Source organism: Geomonas sp., from assembly GCF_035254065.1.
Lineage (GTDB): Bacteria > Desulfobacterota > Desulfuromonadia > Geobacterales > Geobacteraceae > Geomonas.
This window is the reverse complement of the sequence record NZ_DATFBA010000301.1, coordinates 1-19,425: the sequence shown is the minus strand read 5'-3', so window position 1 is coordinate 19,425 and position 19,425 is coordinate 1. Positions and strand designations below refer to the sequence as shown.

General features: G+C 62.8%; 17 protein-coding genes. 8 read left to right on the top strand and 9 right to left on the bottom strand.

Going from position 1 to position 19,425, the window contains the following annotated elements; all coding sequences use genetic code 11:
* Positions 1–2,987 (top strand): PAS domain S-box protein (locus VJ604_RS13815; RefSeq protein ID WP_324083402.1); only part of this gene is annotated, 2,987 nt, incomplete at its 5' end.
* Positions 2,984–5,608: an ATP-binding protein gene (locus VJ604_RS13810; RefSeq protein ID WP_324083401.1), complete on the top strand. Its 2,625-nt coding sequence runs from the start codon at positions 2,984–2,986 to the stop codon at positions 5,606–5,608. The genes VJ604_RS13815 and VJ604_RS13810, both read left to right, overlap by 4 nt.
* 218 nt (positions 5,609–5,826) lie before the next feature.
* Here the strand turns inward: VJ604_RS13810 and VJ604_RS13805 are convergent, their stop codons facing one another.
* The 6 genes from VJ604_RS13805 to VJ604_RS13780 form a co-directional block, all read right to left on the bottom strand.
* Positions 5,827–6,000, bottom strand: a complete 174-nt coding sequence (locus VJ604_RS13805) for a hypothetical protein (RefSeq protein ID WP_324083398.1) — start codon at positions 5,998–6,000, stop codon at positions 5,827–5,829.
* Positions 6,001–6,148: 148 nt separating this feature from the next.
* Complete coding sequence (locus VJ604_RS13800) at positions 6,149–6,658, bottom strand: hemerythrin domain-containing protein (RefSeq protein WP_324083395.1); 510 nt, start codon at positions 6,656–6,658, stop codon at positions 6,149–6,151.
* 95 nt (positions 6,659–6,753) lie between these two features.
* A complete protein-coding gene (locus VJ604_RS13795; protein ID WP_324083393.1) occupies positions 6,754–7,311 on the bottom strand; it encodes a quinol:electron acceptor oxidoreductase subunit ActD in 558 nt (185 codons plus the stop codon).
* Positions 7,312–7,372: 61 nt separating this feature from the next.
* On the bottom strand, positions 7,373–7,555 hold the full coding sequence (locus tag VJ604_RS13790) for a DUF6496 domain-containing protein (RefSeq protein WP_324083392.1): 183 nt from the start codon (positions 7,553–7,555) through the stop codon (positions 7,373–7,375).
* A gap of 79 nt (positions 7,556–7,634) precedes the next feature.
* A complete protein-coding gene (locus VJ604_RS13785) occupies positions 7,635–7,787 on the bottom strand; it encodes a DUF3309 family protein (RefSeq protein WP_324083390.1) in 153 nt (50 codons plus the stop codon).
* 179 nt (positions 7,788–7,966) lie between these two features.
* Positions 7,967–9,586 carry a DUF748 domain-containing protein gene (locus VJ604_RS13780; RefSeq protein WP_324083388.1) on the bottom strand — a complete coding sequence of 540 codons (1,620 nt, stop codon included), beginning with the start codon at positions 9,584–9,586 and terminating at the stop codon, positions 7,967–7,969.
* A 257-nt stretch (positions 9,587–9,843) separates the two neighbouring features.
* Between VJ604_RS13780 and ku the strand changes: the two genes are divergently transcribed.
* The 5 genes from ku (at position 9,844) to VJ604_RS13755 (ending at position 15,120) form a co-directional block, all read left to right on the top strand.
* Entirely contained in the window at positions 9,844–10,623 is a 780-nt protein-coding gene (gene ku / locus VJ604_RS13775; protein WP_324083386.1) for a non-homologous end joining protein Ku, read from the top strand.
* Positions 10,624–10,827: 204 nt separating this feature from the next.
* Entirely contained in the window at positions 10,828–11,550 is a 723-nt protein-coding gene (locus VJ604_RS13770) for an SRPBCC family protein (protein WP_324083384.1), read from the top strand.
* Positions 11,551–11,800: 250 nt separating this feature from the next.
* Positions 11,801–12,991 carry a zinc-dependent alcohol dehydrogenase gene (locus tag VJ604_RS13765; protein WP_324083382.1) on the top strand — a complete coding sequence of 397 codons (1,191 nt, stop codon included), beginning with the start codon at positions 11,801–11,803 and terminating at the stop codon, positions 12,989–12,991.
* A gap of 11 nt (positions 12,992–13,002) precedes the next feature.
* A complete protein-coding gene (locus tag VJ604_RS13760) occupies positions 13,003–13,863 on the top strand; it encodes an SDR family oxidoreductase (protein WP_324083380.1) in 861 nt (286 codons plus the stop codon).
* Between the two features lie 216 nt (positions 13,864–14,079).
* Entirely contained in the window at positions 14,080–15,120 is a 1,041-nt protein-coding gene (locus tag VJ604_RS13755) for an SDR family NAD(P)-dependent oxidoreductase (protein ID WP_324083378.1), read from the top strand.
* A 207-nt stretch (positions 15,121–15,327) separates the two neighbouring features.
* Here VJ604_RS13755 and VJ604_RS13750 read toward each other — a convergent pair whose 3' ends face one another.
* Positions 15,328–16,683 carry an OmpA family protein gene (locus VJ604_RS13750; RefSeq protein WP_324083375.1) on the bottom strand — a complete coding sequence of 452 codons (1,356 nt, stop codon included), beginning with the start codon at positions 16,681–16,683 and terminating at the stop codon, positions 15,328–15,330.
* Positions 16,684–16,998: 315 nt separating this feature from the next.
* Here VJ604_RS13750 and VJ604_RS13745 point away from each other — a divergent pair, with 315 nt between their 5' ends.
* Positions 16,999–17,931, top strand: a complete 933-nt coding sequence (locus tag VJ604_RS13745; RefSeq protein ID WP_324083373.1) for a YihY/virulence factor BrkB family protein — start codon at positions 16,999–17,001, stop codon at positions 17,929–17,931.
* A gap of 1 nt (position 17,932) precedes the next feature.
* Here VJ604_RS13745 and VJ604_RS13740 read toward each other — a convergent pair whose 3' ends face one another.
* Together VJ604_RS13740 and VJ604_RS13735 are read right to left on the bottom strand one after the other, a co-directional pair.
* On the bottom strand, positions 17,933–18,457 hold the full coding sequence (locus tag VJ604_RS13740; protein ID WP_324083368.1) for a CHRD domain-containing protein: 525 nt from the start codon (positions 18,455–18,457) through the stop codon (positions 17,933–17,935).
* A 91-nt stretch (positions 18,458–18,548) separates the two neighbouring features.
* A partial coding sequence (locus VJ604_RS13735) for a phosphotransferase (RefSeq protein WP_324083366.1) occupies positions 18,549–19,425 on the bottom strand: 877 nt, incomplete at its 5' end.

The following is a 19,425-nucleotide window of genomic DNA, read 5'->3' as shown; positions in this document are numbered from 1 at the left end:
AGCAGGGGGAGAACCTGGCGCTGGTGGTGCTGGAGCCGGCGGTCCCCACCCTCCCCGCCCCCCCGGCGGGGGAGCCGAGGCTGCCCGAGGACGAGGCGTCCAGGGAGGCGCTGGTCAGGCAGCTCGAGGAGCAGCTGCGGGTCACCCACGAGCAGCTGCTGGCGACCACCGAGCAGCTGGAGAGCTCGCGGGAAGGCTTCATGTCGGCCAACGAGGAGCTGATGTCGATCAACGAGGAGTTCCAGTCGGCAAACGAGGAGCTCCACTCCACCAACGAGGAACTGGAGACCTCGCGGGAGGAGCTGCAGGCCCTCAACGAGGAGCTGGTCACGGTGAACGCGGAGCTGCAGGGGAAGGTGGAGGAGCTCGACCAGGCCAACAGCGACATGGAGAACCTGCTGGCCAGTTCGGCCATCGCCACCCTGTTCCTGGACCGGGAGCTGCACATCAAGCGCTTCACCCCGGCGGCAGCCGTCATCTTCAACCTCATTCCGGCGGACGTGGGCCGCCCCTTCCGGCACCTCGCCGGCACCATCGACTGGCCGGACCTCCCCGGCGACGTGGCGCGGGTACTGGAGAGGGAACAGCCGGTGGAACGAGAAGTGGCCGCAGTGAGCAACGGCCGCTCCTACCTGATGGCTGTCCTTCCCTACCGCACCGCCAGCGGAGGTTTGGACGGCGTAGTGGTCACCCTGGTGGACATCAGCGAACACAAGCGGCTGGAGCAGGAGACCCTGCACCTCGCCTCCTTCCCGGAACAAAACCCCAACCCGGTGCTGGAGGCGGACCTGACCGGCAGGGTCACCTTCGCGAACCCCGCCGCCCGCTGGGTGCTGGAGGAGGTCGGCCTGCCCGTCGAGCACCTGGCCGCCTTCCTTCCCTCCGACCTGGCTGAAGTGATCGACGGCTGGGACCGCTCCAGCAACGCGGTCCACTACCGCGAGATAGTCGTCCAGGACAAGGTATACGGCGAAACCATCTTCCTCTCCCGTCAGTTCAACCTGGCCCGCATCTACGCCTTCGACCTCACCGAGCTCAAACGGACCGAGGAGAAGATCCGGCACGCCAAGGAGGAGTGGGAGCGGACCTTCGACAGCGTGCCGGACCTGATCGCCATTATGGACGCCGACCACCGGATGGTGCGGGCAAACCGCGCCATGGCCGAGCGACTGGGGCTGTCTCCCCGCGACTGCGTGGGGAAGACCTGCTACCTCGCGATCCACGGGCAGGAGTGCCCCCCTGAGCACTGTCCGCACGTGCAGACCCTGGCCGACGGTCGGGAGCACCAGGTCGAGGTCCACGAGGAACACCTGGGGGGCGATTTCCTGGTCACCACCACCCCGCTCTTCGACCGGGAGGGGGTGATGACCGGCACCGTGCACGTGGCGCGCGACATCACCGAACGCAAGCGGACCGGGGAGTCGCACGCCCGGCTGGCGGCCATCGTGCAGTCCTCCGACGACGCCATCATCGCCAAGAGCCTGGACGGCACCATCCTGACCTGGAACACGGGGGCTGAAAGGATGTACGGCTACCGGGCGGAGGAGGCGGTCGGCAGGCCGGTCTCCATGCTGATCCCGGACGACCTGCTTAAGGAGGAGGAAGAGATCCTGGAAAAGCTCGCCGCCGGGAAGACGCTGGACCATTTCGAGTCGCGGCGCCTGACCAAGGACGGCCGGCAGATCGAGGTCTCGCTGACCGTTTCCCCGGTCAGAGACGGCGACGGGAGGGTGATCGGCGTCTCCAAGATCGCCCGCGACATCACGGAACGCAAGCGGCAGGAGGAGAAGATCCGCCAGCAGAGTGCGGTGGTGCAGGGGATCAACGAGATCTTCGAGGCCGCACTCACCAGCGTGTCGGAGGAGGAGCTGGGGGGAATCTGCCTGTCGGTGGCGGAGAGAATCACCGGCAGCCGCTTCGGCTTCATCGGGGAGATCCGCGCGGACGGCCTGCTGCACGACATCGCCATCAGCAATCCCGGCTGGGAGGCGTGCCAGCTCTACGACGGGCAAGGGGAACGGCGCCCTCCCGGCACGTTCCAGATCCATGGGATCTACGGCCGGGTGCTCAAGGATGGCAAGGGCTTCTTCAGCAACGACCCGGCCTCCCATCCCGACCGCATCGGCATGCCGGCAGGCCACCCGCCGCTGACCGCCTTCCTGGGTATGCCGCTCACCAACCGGGGAGACGTGGTCGGCATGATCGCGGTCGGCAACCGTCCCGGGGGATACCGGACGGAGGAACTGCACCTTGTGGAGGCGATTACCCCGGCGGTCATGGAGGCCTTCCTCAGGAAGCGCGCGGAACAGGCGACCAAGAGGATGCTGGCCCGCCGGGAAGAGCTCCTGGAAGCATCGGTCCGCATCACCGGCCAAACTACCATGGATGGGCTGCTCAACACGGTGGCCGAGGCGGCCCGCACCCTTACCGGCGGCCGCTACTGCGCTGCCGGGCACGGCTACCTCGGGGGCACCTTTGTCACCGGGGGGGACTCCCACGCCCTCGATGCCCTCCCCTGTCCAAGCGGGGAGCGCTTCGACGTCCAGCGGGGCGGCGTCTACCTGCAGCTGATCGACGAGGAGGAAACCCTGCGGCTGACGGATGCCGAGTTGCGGGCCCACCGCGCATGGTGGGGGCTCCCCGAGAAACACGTGCCGCTGCGTGGCCTGCTGGGGGCACGGCTCACCGATGCCGCGGGGAAGGCCAACGGCATCATCATGGTCTCTGACAAGGGGGAGGGCGGTGACTTCAGCCCCGAGGACGAGGCCACCCTGAAACAGCTGGCGCTGATAGCCTCCCTCGCCCTGCAACATTTCGAGGCCGCCGCCGAGGTGCTGGAGCGGGTCGACGAGCTGGAGCGCTTCAACACCGCCTCGGTGGGACGCGAACTCCGGGTCATTCAGATCAAGAAGGAAGTGAACCAACTCTGCGCAGCACTCGGGCAGCCTCCGCGCTACACGCAGGGTCTGGATGAGGACCAGCCATGACTTTCGCCGGCAGGGGTGATCAGGATTCGGCCATGGACCGGAAGATGAAGAGAGGCAAAAGGGCCCCGCTTTCCCCCTTGGCCGGCTATTCGCTGGCAGTCGGGGCGACCGCGCTGTCGGCGCTGGTCCGCTGGCTCCTACCTTGGGCACTGGCTCCCGCACCCTACCTCGGGTTCTATCCGGCTGTGGTCATCTCCGCCGCCTTGGGCGGGGTGGGGCCGGGACTTCTCTCCACCTTCGCGTCACTGCTGCTGGTCAACTTCGTGTTCGGCCACTTCAACGTCCAGGACCACGGGTCGCTGATGCGGCAGGTCATCTGGGTGGTGGCCAGCGTCGGCGTCAGTCTGCTCGCCGGCATGCAGCGTTCCGCGCGGCTGCGCGAACTGAGCCACCGGGAAGAACTGATCAGCATCAACGAGGAGCTGGCCGAGAGCGAGAAGCGCTACCGCCTGGCCCAGCAGGCGGCCGGCATCGGGGTCTTCGAGTGGAACGTGCAGTCCAACGTCAACCGCTGGAGCCCGGAGCTGGAGGCGATGTACGGCCTGGAAACGGGCTCCTTCGGGAAGACGCAGCCGGCCTGGGAGCAGCTCGTGCACCCGGAAGACCGTCAAGCGGCGGTGGCGCTGGTAGAGCAGGCCTTCGCCAGCTCGGAGCCGGTGGCAGGCGAGTGGCGGATCGTGAGGCCCGACGGGGTGACCCGCTGGATCGCCGGCCGCTTCCAGGTCTTCAATGACGCCGCCGGCAAAGCGCTCCAGCTAAGCGGCGTCAACATCGACATCACCGAGCAGAAGGAAGCCGCGGCCGCACTGGCCGAGCGGAGCGCCCTCCTGGAAAGCGTCAACATCACCATGCGGCAGTCCCGCAGCGCCGCTCTCAGCATGATGGAGGACGCCGTGATCGCCCAGCGGCGAACGGAAGAGGTGAGCGCCCAGCTCAAGAGGACGGCTGAGCGCCTCGATCTGCTGGCGGGGACCGCCGCGGAGCTTTTGGCGAGCGACTCGCCTCAGGAGATCGTCGAAGAGCTCTGCCGCAAGGTGATGGAATTCCTGGACTGCCACTGTTTCTTCAATTTCCTGGTCAACGAGGAGACCGACTGCCTGCGCCTGAACGCCTGCGCCGGCATCCCGGAGGAGGAGCGGGAGAAGATCGAGTGGCTGGACTACGGGGTCGCCGTCTGCGGCTGCGTTGCCAGGGACGCCTGCCGCATCGTGGCAGAAGACATCTTCCACACCGTCGACCCGCGCACCGAGCTGGTCGAGTCCTACGGCATCCAGGCCTACGCCTGCCACCCCCTGATGTCGCACGGCGGCCTTTTGGGCACCCTCTCCTTCGGTACCCGCAGCAGGACGGCCTTTTCCGAAGAGGACCTGGCGCTGATGAAGGCGGTGACCGACCAGGTGGCCATCGCCATGGAGCGCAAGCAGGCGGAGGGGGAGCTGGTCAAGGCCAAGGAGAAAGCCGACGCCGCTACCCGGGCCAAGAGCCAGTTCCTGGCCAACATGAGCCACGAGCTGCGCACCCCGATGACCGGGGTGATCGGCATGCTGGATCTGGTGCTGATGGAGGAGGTTCCGCCCGGGCAGCGCGACTGCATCGTCACCGCGCATAAGGCCGCCCACTCGCTGGTCCGCATCCTCAACGACATCCTGGACATGACCAAGATCGAGGCCGGGAAGCTGCTCTTCGAGGAGAAGCCGTTCTCACTGCGCAATTGCGTGAAGGAGACCTTCGACGTGCTGCTCCCTGCCGCCAGGAGCAAGGGAATCCTGCTGTCGACCCGGGTGGCGGACGACCTGCCGGATGTGGTGAGCGGCGACCAGACCAGGATCAGCCAGGTGCTCACCAATCTGGCCGGCAACGCGGTCAAATTCACGGCGAAAGGGAAGGTCGAGATCAAGGTCGCTGCCGCCAGCGCCGCCTCCGGCGCTCCCTACCTGGTCAGCTTCTCCATCACCGACACCGGCATCGGCATCCCGGAGGCCAAGCAACACCTCCTGTTCCGCGAGTTCAGCCAGGTCGACGAATCCCATTCCCGCCGCTACGGCGGCACCGGCCTGGGGCTTGCCATCAGCAGGGAGATCGTGGAACGGATGGGGGGGACCATCAGATTCACCAGCGAGGAGGGGAGGGGTAGCACGTTCACCTTTACCGTACCGCTCAATGCTGCGAGGATTGTCCCGAAGGAGCGCCAGGAAGCGCTCGGCCAACAGCCGGTGGCACCGGTGACAGACCTTCCCGGACGGCCGCGCCTTTTGCTGGTCGAAGACGACCCTACCATCGGCACCACGCTGCTCACCATGCTCAGGCGCTACAACTACCAAGTGGAACTGGCCGAGAACGGGCTGAAGGCGGTCGAGATGTGGGAGGCGGGGGACTACCAGCTCATCCTGATGGACGTGCAGATGCCCCTTCTGAACGGCTTCGAGGCGACCGGCATCATCCGGGACAAGGAAGGGTCGACCGGAGGTCACATCCCCATCATCGCCATGACCGCTCACGCCTTGCAGGAGGACCAGCAGCGCTGCCTCGAGGCGGGCATGGATGCCTACATCTCCAAGCCGATCGATTTTGCTGCCAGCCTGAAGCTGATCAAGGAGACCTTGAGCCAGCCGCCCAGCTAGCAAGAGCTGTCGCCACAACCAGCAATGGGGGGGGAATAGGTTCCCTCTGCACAACGAAAAAAGGCTGCGGCACTGTCGTCACGACTTGCCGCAGCCATTTCTTTTGAACCCACGCATGCTCGACGCGGTACTGCTGGTTGCTCCCTCCACTTCATGGCACGGGACGGGAAGGCTTCCGTTTAGGCGCGACCCTCCGTGTGGTTTAACTGCCGCTGTCGTTATTTCCTACCGCTTTTTCCCTGCTGCTGATGCTTCAGTTGGCCACCGGACTTCGGCTGTTGGAGCTGCTCGCCTTCATCTTTCTGGATCTGCATTCCGCTACGGACCTGTTCGGTCCCGGGGCGCTGTTGCTGTTTGCCGACCCCTTTTTGCACCGATTTGTTTTTTGGCATAGCGTTCTCCTTCAGGAGGGCCGCGCCAACTGAAACTCTTGCCAGTCCCGGATCACAAAAAGGAGCACCGGGTGGAGCGGGGCTCCCCTTCCTTTGGGAAGGCTCGTCCACGCTTCCTCCCGGTGCCGTTTTCCTGCCTTACCATCCCCTACTCCGCCACGGAGGCACCCCGCGAGGGTCTGCGCCCCTCGCGCTTGTGCCGCATGAACTGTACCGCCATCTCCAGGGTCTGGTTTCTCTCCAGCACCTTCCTGGCCACCTTGAAGACCTCCGTTTCCTCTTCCTTCAGGTGGTGCTCGACCATGGTGGCCAGCACCTTCAGCTTGGCGGACCAGCGCTCATCGTCGACGGCAAGGCTCTTGAAGGTGCCCAGCATGGTCTTGGCGACCATGTGCTCCTCGTAGGATTCGAGGACCTGGTCGCGCGCCTCCTCGTGCTGTTCCAGAGCGGGGTAGAAGAAGCGCTCCTCGCCGTCCATGTGTATCTCCAGGTCCTCCTCGAGCTCCGCGAAGAGCTTCTCCAGGCTGGCGGTCGCCTTCCTGCCGCTCTTTTCGATCCGGTCGAAGAGGTAGCGTACCTTCTCGTGGTCCTGCTTCAAGAGATCGAAGATGTTTCTCTCGGCACTGCTCGTGTGGCTCGTTGTTTCGTGTGTCGGCATAGATGTGCTCTCCTTTGCGTGGGGGATGATGCATCCTGCTGCAAACGAATTCGAGTGTTGGTCAGTGCTCTACTGGTGGCTCGGGTGATGATGGCTCAGCTTCTGGGCCTGGGCTTGTCGGAGCTTGCGAAGTCGGCCCTGGCTTCGCCCTCGGTGCCAATGTCGCCGGCGCCGGTCTGTTTCAGGATGTCGAGGGCCCGTTTTTTCCACTCCGCGTTGTCGCAATGCACGGAGAGGAGGATGCCACCCTCTTTGATGCGACCTTCGTACCGTTTGGCCTCGTACTCAGGGATGCCCATGCCGACCAGTGCGCCGGCGAGGCCACCCACCACGCCTCCGGCCCCCACTCCTGCCAGCAGTGACACGATCGGTCCGGCTGCGATGAAGGGGCCTACCCCAGGAATGGCCAGAGCCCCGATGCCGGTCAGCCAGCCGAGCACGCCGCCGATCACCGCGCCGGTGCCCGCCCCTGCCGAGGATCCTTCGGGAACCTTGGTGTGTTTTTCATGGGCGAAGTCCTTGGTCCCCGCATTTTCCGAGAAGAGCACGGAGAGGTCGGTGTTGCGGAAATCCGCGTTCCTCAATGCCTGTACCGCCTCCTCCACGCTCTGGCGGCTGCGATAGATGCCGAATACCGCTATATTCTTTGCCATCTTAGCCTCCTTTCACCATGTTGCTTGCGGTCCGTCCTTCTGAGTTCCGGTGCTTTCCCCTCTATTTCTTGGGAGGTTCCGGCACCTTGGCGCCTTTTTCCCGGGCTTCGGAGAGCCCTATGGCGACCGCCTGTTTGCGGTCGGTTACCTTCTTGCCGCTCCCTCCGCTTTTCAGTTCCCCCTTCTTGAATTTATCCATCACTTCTCTCACGGTTTCCTGCGCCTTTTTCCCGTATTTCGCCATTTCCGACCCCCTTGCCTCCTCATGCCTGCCAGCTATGCGGCCAGGTGATCATTGCACGGTCTGCCGGAAGCGCGAGGCCCTAGAGGACTCCCATCAGTGCCAGGATGAGCAGGAGCAGCAGTAATAACCCGATCCCGCCGCTTGGATAGTATCCCCACCGTGAACTGTAGGGCCAGGTGGGAAGGGCTCCCACCAGCAACAGAATCAAGATGATGAAGAGCAGTAGTTCCATGGCCTTCCTCCCTTGCCGGGTGTCGTGGTTGGCGGCCTGGTCGGCGCCGCCATGACAACCTCAATTCGCTTTGCCCCACTCCTTTCCCGCTCTGGCAGCCAAAGCGTTGGGCACCGCCACCCCGGCCGAATCGGCCGTCACCGGCCTAGCTCCATTATACGCCCTGGCCTTGCCGCGCCTCAAGGCTTACCGGTCCGCACCTGGTGCTCGAAGGTCGGCAGGATCGCCTTGATGAAGGCGTTCCTGACCAGTTGCACGATGATCTGCCAGGTGCTGGTCTGCGGGCTCTTGAGCGACCCGGAGATGTCCGCCTTGGTCGCCACCTGCTCGCGCGGCCTGTTCTCCAATAGCTTGGCCACGCCGCCGATCAGCATCTCGTATACCTTGTGGAACAGGCTCTTGTCCTTGTCCTTCCTCTTGTCGTAGACCTTCATGTCCTTGAAGAACGGCTTGATGTAGCCGGTCAGCTGGTTGTGCTTCGCATGCAGCTCGGTCACCAGCGAGAAGGTCCCCGCCGCCACGTCGAAGTTGCCGTAGGCCCTCAGCAGGTCGTTCATGGCGGTGAGCTGGGTGTTGTCTATCTTCAGGAAGAGGTCGAAGTCCGGCGCGTTCTTCTCGGCGCGGAAGTCGCCGGTCGCGGTGGTGGCACCGCTCCCCATGAACCTGCCGTTCAGCCTCATCTTGGCCGGCCCCTTCGAGAACTGGTTGGAGAAGTTGGTGAGCTGGAAGTCGGCGTCGGAGAGGAAGACCCGGTAGCGCTTGCCGCCGGTGTCGTTCAGCATGCCCAGGTTGCACTTGGCAAGCTCGAAGTTGTCGACCTGGATCTGCACCTCCGGCTTGTTGCTCACCTTCTTGGCCGTTTTGGCAACCGCCTGCCCCCGCTTCTTCTCGGCGGCGATGGTCTTGTCGGAGTGGACGTACTGCAGGTTGAGGCCGCTGATCACCACTTCCTTCAGGTGTGCCACCTCCTCCTTGGGGGTGTAGATGACGTCACCCCTCGCGCGCAGCGAGCCTCCCGCGATTTCCACGTTCGCGCGGGCCAGCACCGGCTTGAAGTAGTCGAGGGGGACCTTGTCCAGCTTGATCTTGGCGTTGACGGCGGGGGTCGGCTCGGCCAGGAAGTTCGCCTTGCCGTCGATCACCCCTTCCCCCTTGCCGAAGATGTTGGTGTCCAGGTGGAACGGCGAGGGGAAGACCCTGTCGGGGAGGTGGATGTTGCGGATGTTGTCGGCCGAGATGTTCAGGTGACTCAACACCAGCGGCCGCTTGGGGTCCTGGTCGATGTAGGTGATGTTGGCCTCAGATATCTTCAGGAGGTTGATCTTCAAGGGGTAGATGTCCTCCACCGCCTGCTGCCATCCTTTCTTCTTCATCGGCACCTTGCTCGCCACCTCAGCCTCCAGCTGGGGGAGGTTTATGTTGAGCCTGGGCTTGTCGATGTCCAGCTCTCCCACCACCTTGCCGGAGAGGATCTCGCGCCAGTGGACGCTCGCCTTCAAGTAGGGGAAATAGGCCACCGGCGGATCGGGGTGGGCCTGCTGGATGACGGTGAGCCCCTTGATGGTGAGGGAAAGACCGATCAGCTGCAGGTGCAGTTCCGGGATCTTGACCGAGTATCCCTTGAGGTCCCGGTTGACCTTCTGTTCGGTGATCTTTCTCAGCGGTTCGTCGATGAAGTAGGAGGCTATGTAGAGGATGAGCGCGAGGGAGGCGAGGATACCGAGCACCCAGAGTAAGGGCTTGGGGACCGGCAACCTTCTCCGTGGAGGAGCGGCAGTCTCCTGTTTTTCGTCAGCCATGGTCATCTCCGCTAGTTACGGTGGCTAACTGTCAATGCTCCAACATTAGCCAATCCAAACAATCTAAACTGTCAGCGGCTTTTGTCAATGTGAGCCCGGCATGATCTGTTGGCTTCGGTTTCCTCCAAAAGCAGCTGAAGCTGCGGCATTTTCCGGGACAGAAGAAGGCTCCCGCCTCCCCTCTCAACAGTCCCTGTGGCAACTCCTATTATGGTAAAATTCTCGTGGAGCTGCAGCATTAAAATGGAGGTTAGCGTATGAGAGCGATCTGGTCCGGTTCCATCAGCTTTGGCCTGGTCAATATACCCGTCAAGCTCTTCAGCGGTTCCGAAAGCAATTCCCTCGATCTGGACATGCTGCGCAAGAGCGACCTCTGCCCGATCGGCTACATGAGGGTGTGCAAGAGGGATAACAAGGAAGTCCCCTACGACGAGATCGTGAAGGGTTTCGAGTACGGGGATGGTGAGTACGTCGTCCTCACCGACAAGGACTTCGAGAACGCCAGTCTGGAGAAGACCCATCTCATCGACATCATCGACTTTGTCGACGAGACGGAGATAGATACCCGCTACTTCGAGAAGCCGTACTACCTGGAGCCTGACAAGTCGGGGGCCAAGGCGTACGCGCTCTTGAGGGAGGCGCTCAAGAGGTCGGGCAAGGTCGGGGTCGCCAGCTATGTGCTGCGCAACCGGGGCGCCCTCGGCATCGTGAAGGCGCTCGACGACATGCTGGTATTGAACCAGATGAGGTACAAGGACGAGGTGAGGAGCCCGGTCGAGCTGAAGCTCCCCACCAACGAGAACCTGCGCGAACAGGAGATCACCCTGGCGCTCTCCCTGATCGACCAGCTGACCGTCAAGTTCGACCCGGCCAAGTACCACGACGAGTACATCGAGGACTTGAGAAGGATCATCGACGAAAAGGCGCAGGGCCTGCAGCCCAAGGCAGCAGGGAAGGCGCCGCAGCCCAGCAAGGTGACCGACATGATGGCCCTGCTCAAGGAGAGCCTGAAGCAGAAGAGAAAGGAAGCAGCCTGACGCAATGGCCGGCAGAGAGGGGAGATTCCCCCCTCCCTGCCGCCCGCTCCCCCTCTACCGCTGACCGCCACTCCACCCGCTCCCGCAACACTCGTCTTACCTCCTGCCCACTACATCCTTCAGCTGACCTCTCCCTTTGTTGCAATCCGCATCTCCCGTGTTAGCTTATTATGTATTTTTAATTTACAGCGAGGAGGAGATCGCATGGAAAGCACCCAGTCTGAGACGGTTCAGCAGAAGCAGGAATCGAAACATCAGCGGATCAACGTAGGTGAAGCCGAGCGCAAAGCCTCCATGGTGGGCGGCGCAGCCCTTGCCCTCTCCGGTCTCCGTTCACTGACCAGGAAGCACTACCTCCCCGGCCTCGCCATGATGGCCGCGGGAGGGCTGGTCTTCTACCGGGGCAAGACCGGCCACTGCGAGGCCTACCATGCCATGGGGGTGGATACCGCGCACTCCGAAGGGGGCCTCCGCATCGAAAAGGTGATCACCATCAACCGTCCCCGCCAACAGGTGTACGACTTCTGGCACCAGCTGGAAAACCTCCCCCGCTTCATGCATCACCTCGATTCTGTCCAGATGACCGGCGAGCGGACCTCCCACTGGAAGGCCCGTGCGGCTGGCATGACGGTGGAGTGGGATGCGGAGAGCACCGACGAGCAGCCCGGACGCGAGATCAGCTGGCGCTCCACCGGTGAGGCGGAGCTTCCCAACCAGGGGGTGGTGCAGTTCAGCGACGCCCCCGGCGACCGCGGCACCGAGCTCAAGGTCATCGTCGACTACTACCCGCCCGGCGGCGCCGCCGGCAAGGTTACCGCCAAGCTGATGCGCGCCATCAACGCCCAGCAGCTCGAAGAGGACCTCAAGCGGTTGAAGCAGCTACTGGAGACCGGAGAGGTCGCTACCGCTGAGAGGACCTTCCACTAACCAACCAACTCAAGCCACAACTGTCCGCTGAGGGGACTCCTACTACTCCACGCTCCCCGACTCTCAGAACGCTCCCTCCCCCGGCGGGGGAGGGGTGAGGGGAGCCTCGTATCTTCGTGGATAGTTCCCTCACCCCGACCCTCTCCCGTGGGGAGAGGGGGAGCTGGCGGAGGGGGATGGAGTTGGTGCAACATCAAAACGACAACAGAGACCCGCGCGGCCGGATTCCGGGCCGCCCTAAGGAGGAGATATGAAGGCAGTGGTATGGCATGGAAAGCACGACGTGCGGGTGGAGACGGTACCCGACCCGCAGATCCTGAACCCCCAAGACGCCATCGTCCGGGTCACCCTCACCGCCATCTGCGGCTCGGACCTCCACCTCTACGACGGACTGATCCCGACCATGAAGTCCGGGGACATCCTCGGCCACGAGTTCGTCGGCGAGGTCGTGGAGGTCGGCTCCAAGGTCAGCAATCTTTCGGTCGGGGACCGGGTCATCGTCCCCTTCCCAATCGCCTGCGGCCAATGCTGGTACTGCAAGAAGGAGATGTGGTCGCTCTGCGACAACTCGAACCCCAACTCCTTCATGCCGGAGAAGCTCTACGGCGACACCGGTGCCGGCATCTTCGGCTACTCCCACCTCTACGGCGGCTATGCCGGCGGCCAGGCTGAGTTCGTGAGGGTGCCGTACGCCGACATCGGCCCCAAGAAGATCCCGGAGGGGCTCTCCGACGAGCAGGTGATCTTCTGCACCGATGTCCTGCCGACCGGCTACCAGGCCGCCCTCAACTGCCACATCGAACAGGGGGACACGGTGGCGGTGTGGGGGTGCGGTCCGGTTGGCCTGCTGGCGATGAAGTGCGCCAGCCAGCTGGGCGCCGGCAAGGTGATCGGCATCGACCGTTTCCCGGACCGGCTGGCCATGGCCCAGAACCATTGCGGGGCCGAGATCATCAACTACGAGGAGGGGAGCGTCGCCGAGCAACTGCACAACATGACCGGCGGCCGCGGTCCCGATTCCTGCATCGACGCGGTCGGCATGGAGGCCCACTCCACCGGCCTGGAAGGGGCCTACGACGCCGTCAAGCAGACCCTGCGGCTGGAGATGGACCGTCCTGGCGCGCTGAGGCAGCTGATCATGGCCTGCCGCAAGGGTGGCACCGTCTCGATACCCGGCGTCTACGGCGGCCTGATCGACAAGATGCCCATGGGTGCCGTCTTTGCCAAAGGTCTCACCCTGCACGCGGGGCAGACCCACGTGCAGAAACACATCCCGCCGCTCCTGGAGCTGATCGAAAAGGGTGACATCGACTCCACCTTCATCATCAGCCACCGCATCCCGTTGGACGAGGCTCCCGCCGCCTACGAGATGTTCAAGCGCAAGCAGACCGGCTGCATCAAGATCGTGATGAGACCGCGCCAGGCCGAGTACCAACGCTAAGGAGGGAGCCGATGCCAAGCGAGAAAGGGAAAGCTTTCCCGGCGCAGCGCCAGAGCCAGCCCGGCAAGGAGACGCAGATGGCTCCCAGGCCTGCCAGCGGGGAGTTCGAGTACCATGGTTCAGCCAAGCTGAAGGGGAAGGCGGCGCTGATCACCGGCGGCGACAGCGGGATCGGCAGGGCGGTGGCCCTCGCCTTCGCGCGCGAAGGAGCCAACGTCGCCTTCGCCTACCTGGAGGAAGACCAGGACGCCAAGGAAACACGCGACATGGTGGAAAAGGAAGGGGTGCGCTGCCTTGCCTTCCGCGGCGACGTGGGAAGGGAGCAGTTCTGCCGGGAGATCGTGGAGAAAACGGTGGGGGCCTTCGGGAGGCTGGACCTGCTGGTCAACAACGCCGCCGAGCAGCACTACCTGGAGAGCATCGAGGAGATTTCGGCGGAGCAGTTGGAGCGCACCTTCCGGACCAACATCTTCTCCTACTTTTTCATGGTAAAGGCTGCCCTGAAGCACCTGCGCGAGGGCGCGCGCATCATCAACACCACCTCGGTCACCGCCTTCAAGGGAAACCCGAAGCTGCTCGACTACTCTTCCACCAAAGGGGCGATCGTCGCCTTCACCCGCTCGCTGGCCCTCGCCCTGGGGGATAAGGGGATCCTGGTCAACGCGGTGGCCCCCGGGCCGATCTGGACGCCGCTCATCCCCGCCACCTTCCCGGAAGAAAAGGTGGAGGAGTTCGGAAAGAACGTCCTGCTGAAGCGTGCGGGGCAACCGGTCGAGGTTGCTCACAGCTACGTCTTCCTCGCCTCCGAAGGTGGCTCCTACATGACCGGGCAAATACTCCATCCCAACGGCGGCACCATCGTCGGCGCCTGACGCTAACTGCGGTATAACCAGGCGCCTAACACCGCCCATGTCCCACATCCGACATCCCCTCTCCCGGAGGGGGAGGGTCAGGGAGGGGGAGCGCTGTCGCACTCTGGCAGTGTTCCCCCCTCCCAGCCTCCCCCCTTCGGGAGGAGGAGCTGTCGGACCGGCGGTATATAGCTGAGTTTAAAGCTGAGGTTGCCACCTCGCTCTCTGGAGGTTCACATGAGAACAACTGACCGCGGCACAGCGCGAGGCGGCATCATTCCTTTCCTGGCGGCAGGGGCGGCCGGCGTCGCGCTTGCCTGCGCTATCAGCCGCAGGCTTCGTCGCATCGACTTCCAGGGGCTCTCCGTGGTGATCACGGGCGGCTCGCGCGGCCTCGGCCTTGAGATCGCCCGTCACTTCGCCGCGGAAGGGGCGAAGCTGACCCTGCTGGCGCGGGACCCCGATGAGCTAGACCGCGCGACCGACCAGCTGAGACCATCTGGCGCGGATGTGGTTGCCATCGCCTGTGACGTGCGCAACCGTCAGGCGGTCGAGGAGGCTGTTGGCGCCATCATCGAGAAGCGCGGGGCAATCGATGTGCTGATCAACAATGCCGGTGTCATCGAGGTGGCCCCCTTCGAGAACCTCGACCTGGACGACTTCCAGGAATCGGTGGACACCCACGCCTGGGGGCCGCTTCACCTCATACGTGCAGTCGTTCCCCACCTGAAAGGCAGGAAGACGGGGCGCATCGTCAACATCTCCTCCATCGGTGGGATCGTGGCCGTGCCGCACCTGCTCGCCTACTCCATGGGGAAGTTCGCCCTCACCGGCCTCTCCGATGGCTTCCGCGCCGAACTTGCCAAAGACGGCATCCGGGTCACTACCGTTATCCCCGGCCTGATGAGGACCGGCTCGCATGTAAATGCGTTCTTCAAGGGGCAGCACCGCAAGGAGTTCGCCTGGTTTGCCATTTCCGGCGCCAACCCGCTGGTTTCTACCTCTGCATCGAGAGCTGCCCGGAGAATCGTCGATGCCTGCCGCTTTGGCGACCCGCGCCTTATCATTACCTTCCCCGCCTATCTCCTTCACCTGGTCAACGCACTCTTCCCCGGTATCACCGCCTTCGGCACCTCGCTTGCCGCGCGCTTGCTCCCCGCCCCAGTCCCCCCCGGGGGAAATTCCCTGCATACCGGCAAGGAGAGCAGCTCTGCCGCCGCGCCCTCCTTTCTCACCAAACCCAGTGACAAAGTCATCGCACTGAACAACGAACAGTGAAAGGCGCTGGCCCCCTCTCTCATTGCATGTAATGAGCTAGCATCTCGTTGATCACGACTGCCAATTTCCGTGACTCCCACTCCAGACGTCATCAGAGGTTTCCTTATCTCGCCGTAGTGGGATAAAAAAAGGAGATAGCACCAATGGGCTATCTACTCCAATGGGCTATCTCCTTTTGCTTATCATCTCAATTGATGGTTCCGGCCCCTACCTGTTCACCACGCAGTCGATCACCGCGTTGATCCTGCGGTTCTTCTGTCTCCCCTCAGGAGTGTCGTTGTAGGCGATGCTGCGGGTGTAGCCGTATCCCTTGGCGCTCAGCCGGGAACGGTCGATGCCGAGCTCGTTGACCAGGTAGTCCACCACGTTTTGGGCACGCTGCTGGGAGAGCTTCATGTTTTCCTCGTAGCTTCCCACGTTGTCGGTGTGCCCCTCGATCACTGCGGTGGTGGTCGGGTACTTCTTCATGTAGTCGGCCACCTTGGCAATCTCCCCGCGGTACTCCGGCTTGATCCCGGCACTACCGGAATCGAAGTCGATTACCAGGCTCATGCAGAGTCTCTCCGGCGGCTGGATCTGCTTCACGTCGAAGGCGCAGTCGATGATCGCCTCGATGCGGCGGTTCTTCTGCCTCCCTTCGTCGGTGGTGTTGTCGGCGATCGGCCTGGTATAGCCATACCCCTTGGCCGTCAGGCGGCCAGCATCGATGCCGAATTTCCCGACCAGGTAGTTCATAACCGCCTCGGCACGGCGCTGGGATAGTTCCATGTTGTGCTCGTAGCTCCCCACGTTGTCGGTGTGCCCCTCGATTACCGCGGTGGTGGTTGGGTATTTCCTCATGAACTCACCGACCTTGGCGATCTCGTCCCGGTACTCCGGCCGCACCACCGCGCGGTCGATGTCGAACTCCACGTGCATGGTGACGCAGTACTTGTAATGACCCGGCGTCGGTTCCGGTGCCGGCGGCGGGGCCGGCGCAACCACCGGCGCCGCAGCTGCCGTGGCGGCCGCTTTCCGTCCGCCCAGCACAAAGCTCAGCCCCAGCGAGTATTCCCAGTCGTGCAGCGTCTTATAGCTGAAATCGAAGATGTGCCGTCCGTCCAACCTGAGGGCCACCATGTCACCCATGAACATCTTCAGCCCAACCCCGGCGTTGAAGGTGCCATCGGTGGCACTCTTGCGGGGGTACTCGATCGACATGCCACCACCGCCCACCGCGATGTAGGGGACCAGGGCCGAATGGGGGGTGAGGTTGCAGAGCAGGTCAATCCGGTAGTTCCAGGCGTTGAAACGCTGCTCGCTCCTGGCGTACTCCGCGCGGATGTAGTTCCCCACCAGCTCCGCGCCGAAGTAGTCGGTGAAGTCGTAGCCGATCCGCAGGCCGTAGACCGGCTTGTTGTGGGTGAGTGCCCCTTGGCCGTTTCGGTCGTGTTCATCGAAGACATAGCCCCCGACGTAGGGTGAGATGGAGACGGCCCCGGCTCTCTCACCTGCCAGGGCCATGCTGGCGGTGGCCAGCAAGGCGAGGACTAACATAGTGATGCAGACGGTTATCTTCTTCATGGGACACCCTCCTTTTTAAAGAATTTTTGTATCCTCACACCTCTCATAAATTTAATCAAAATTAATACTAGCCACCCTCCAGCTGTTGTCAATTAGAGTATTTTAAATTTGCTTTGAGTATAAGGACCATGAAATTGAGGCCTTGCAGTCAGCGAGCGCCCGCTCTCAGCCTGTAGCTACCGGCGGTTTGACAAAGGGACAATCTCGATGGGAGAATGAGGTAGCTTGAGATCGGGGAGTATTGGGGAGTATCAACAGTGAGAGATGCAGAAAGCAACCGTGCGGGAACTGCCCGCCCTGAGGAGTGTGATCTGGATGTTCTCTATGCGAAACTACTTCAAATTGGGCTCCACTGGTTATCTGGAACTGGGCAAGCGAGCCTACCATAAGATCGTGGACGACGACTGCTCCGAGCACGCGGCCGCCATGGCCTACTACTTCCTCTTCGCTCTTTTTCCCTTCCTGCTCTTCCTAACTACCCTGATCGGCTACCTGCCAATTCCGCACCTGCTGGAGTACCTCCTGAACAGCGCCGCCCAGATGATGCCGGGTGAGGTGTTCAACATGATCAAGGACAACATCCGCAACTTGTTCATGAACAAGCAGCAGGGTCTGCTCTCCCTGGGGATCGCCCTTTCCCTCTGGTCTTCATCCAACGCCATGGTCTCCATCATGGACGCCATGAACAAGCTGTACGAGGTGAAGGAGGGCCGCCCCTTCTGGAAGGTCAGGCTGGTTGCCGTTGGCCTGGTGGTCGCCCTCACCCTGCTGTTCCTGGGGGCCTTGGCGCTCCTCATGTTCGGCACCAAGATCGGGGATTTGATCGCGCAGCATCTGCAGTTCGGGGAGGTCTTCAGGATCAGCTGGGACATACTGCTGGTGCCGGTGATCCTCTTCCTGCTGATCCTGGCGGTGGCGGTGGTCTACTATCTCACCCCGGACGTGGAACAGAAGTGGAAATGGATCAGCCCGGGCGCCGTGGTGGCCATTCCGGTCTGGATCGGCATGTCGCTGGCCTTTTCCTACTACATCAACAATTTCGGTTCCTACGACAAGACCTACGGAAGCATCGGCGCCGTCATCGTGTTGCTGCTGTGGCTGTATTTCAGCGGATTTATCATCCTCACCGGAGCCGTGATCAATTCAGTGATCGAGCACAGCTCCGAGGAGGGAAAGGAACCGGGGGAAAAGGTGGAGGGAGAGAAGGAGTCGAAGGCGCACTGGTGGCAGTTCTGGAAGCGGAAATAGGCTACTCGCCCGCCCGCACCGTATCGGGGGAAGGGCTCAAGGTGAGCGGGGCTCCCTGGCTCGGCTGGATCTGTCCCCTGATCTCGCCGGCCGGGAAGGTCTCGCTCCCCACGTTCACATAGGCATTGCCTGACTGGATCAGCCTGACCAGGTCGGCGACCTTTTGCCCCGCCAGTTCTCCCAGCAGGTTCCTCTGGGTCAGTTCGCCTCCTGCCAAGGTTCCGCTGAAGTGTCCCCCCTTGGCAGGGCCTCCATAGAGACCGGCGATGGGAGGGCCGTTTTCGCCGCGCTTGCCTTTGTGGATGTAAGCCGCGATGGGACTGGCCAGCCCCTCCACCTTCAGCTCGAAGGTCAGCACGTGGTCCCAGAGCCTGAGGATCAGGACTCCCGTCGCGGGGGTCTTCACCGCAGGCACCTCTTCCCGGCCGGAGAGGAGCGCGCGGAAGGTCTGGTCGGTGGCCCAGCAGCTTCCCGCCGCCAGCACGATCAAGGTCGAGATCAGCAGTAGGCATCGCAAAGCTTTCATTTTCACACCTCCTTTCTTTATCAACCGAACTGCTTCGGAAGCTTCCAGGGAGCTGCGTGGCGTCCCTCACCCCGCCTTCGGCCACTCTCCCCTACCCCTCCCCTTTCGCCTTCTTTCTTTCCTCCGCGACCAGCTCGTCGATCGACCGCAGCGGGATGGACAGCCACTCGGGGCGGTTGTTGACCTCGTAGCCCAGCTCGTAGAGCGCCTTGTCGAGCAGGAAGGCCTGCAACATGATGTCGATCTCCTCTTGATCGGTGGGCAGGAAGCAGGCGCCTTGCACTCCCTCCATGTAGGAGTCGAGGAAGATCTTCACATGGTAGCGGTACCAGGCCTGCGCCCACGGCAACAGGTAGGCGATATCCTCCGCACGAACGTGGGTCCTTTGCATCAGCACCACGTTGGCCGCGTAATACAGCGACCGTACCATCCCCGCCACGTCCTTGAGCGGCGACTGCTTTATCCTCCGCTCGCTCAGCGATTTTACCGGCTCTCCTTCGAAGTCGATGATGATGAAGTCGTTGCCGGTGAAGAGCAGCTGGCCCAGGTGGTAGTCGCCGTGGATGCGGGTCTTCATGGCGGAGAACTTGCGGAGCACGAACTTCTGCAGGATGCCCAGGATCTCGGGCTCCAGGGCCAGCACCGCCTCCGCCTCGCCGCGCAGATGTTCCGGGACGCTCTCCAGGTTTCTGCGCAAGAGGTCGAAGGTCTTCTTGGCGCGGCTGCGCATCGACTGGTACACGGAGCGCTGGTAGAGCAGGGTAAAGGGCTCCGCAAGGAAGTCGGTGTCGTCGCTTCTCGAGGAGAGCGCCAGGTGGAACTCCGCCGTCCGCCTCCCCAACAGGGCGACCATCTCGTGGTAGAAGGCGTTCATCATCTCCAGGAGCTCCGGGGTTAGCTCCTCCCCGGGCAGCGCGGCCGCCTCCTTTTTCTCCTCCCGCCGGGCCAGCGCCCGGTCGGTGTACTGC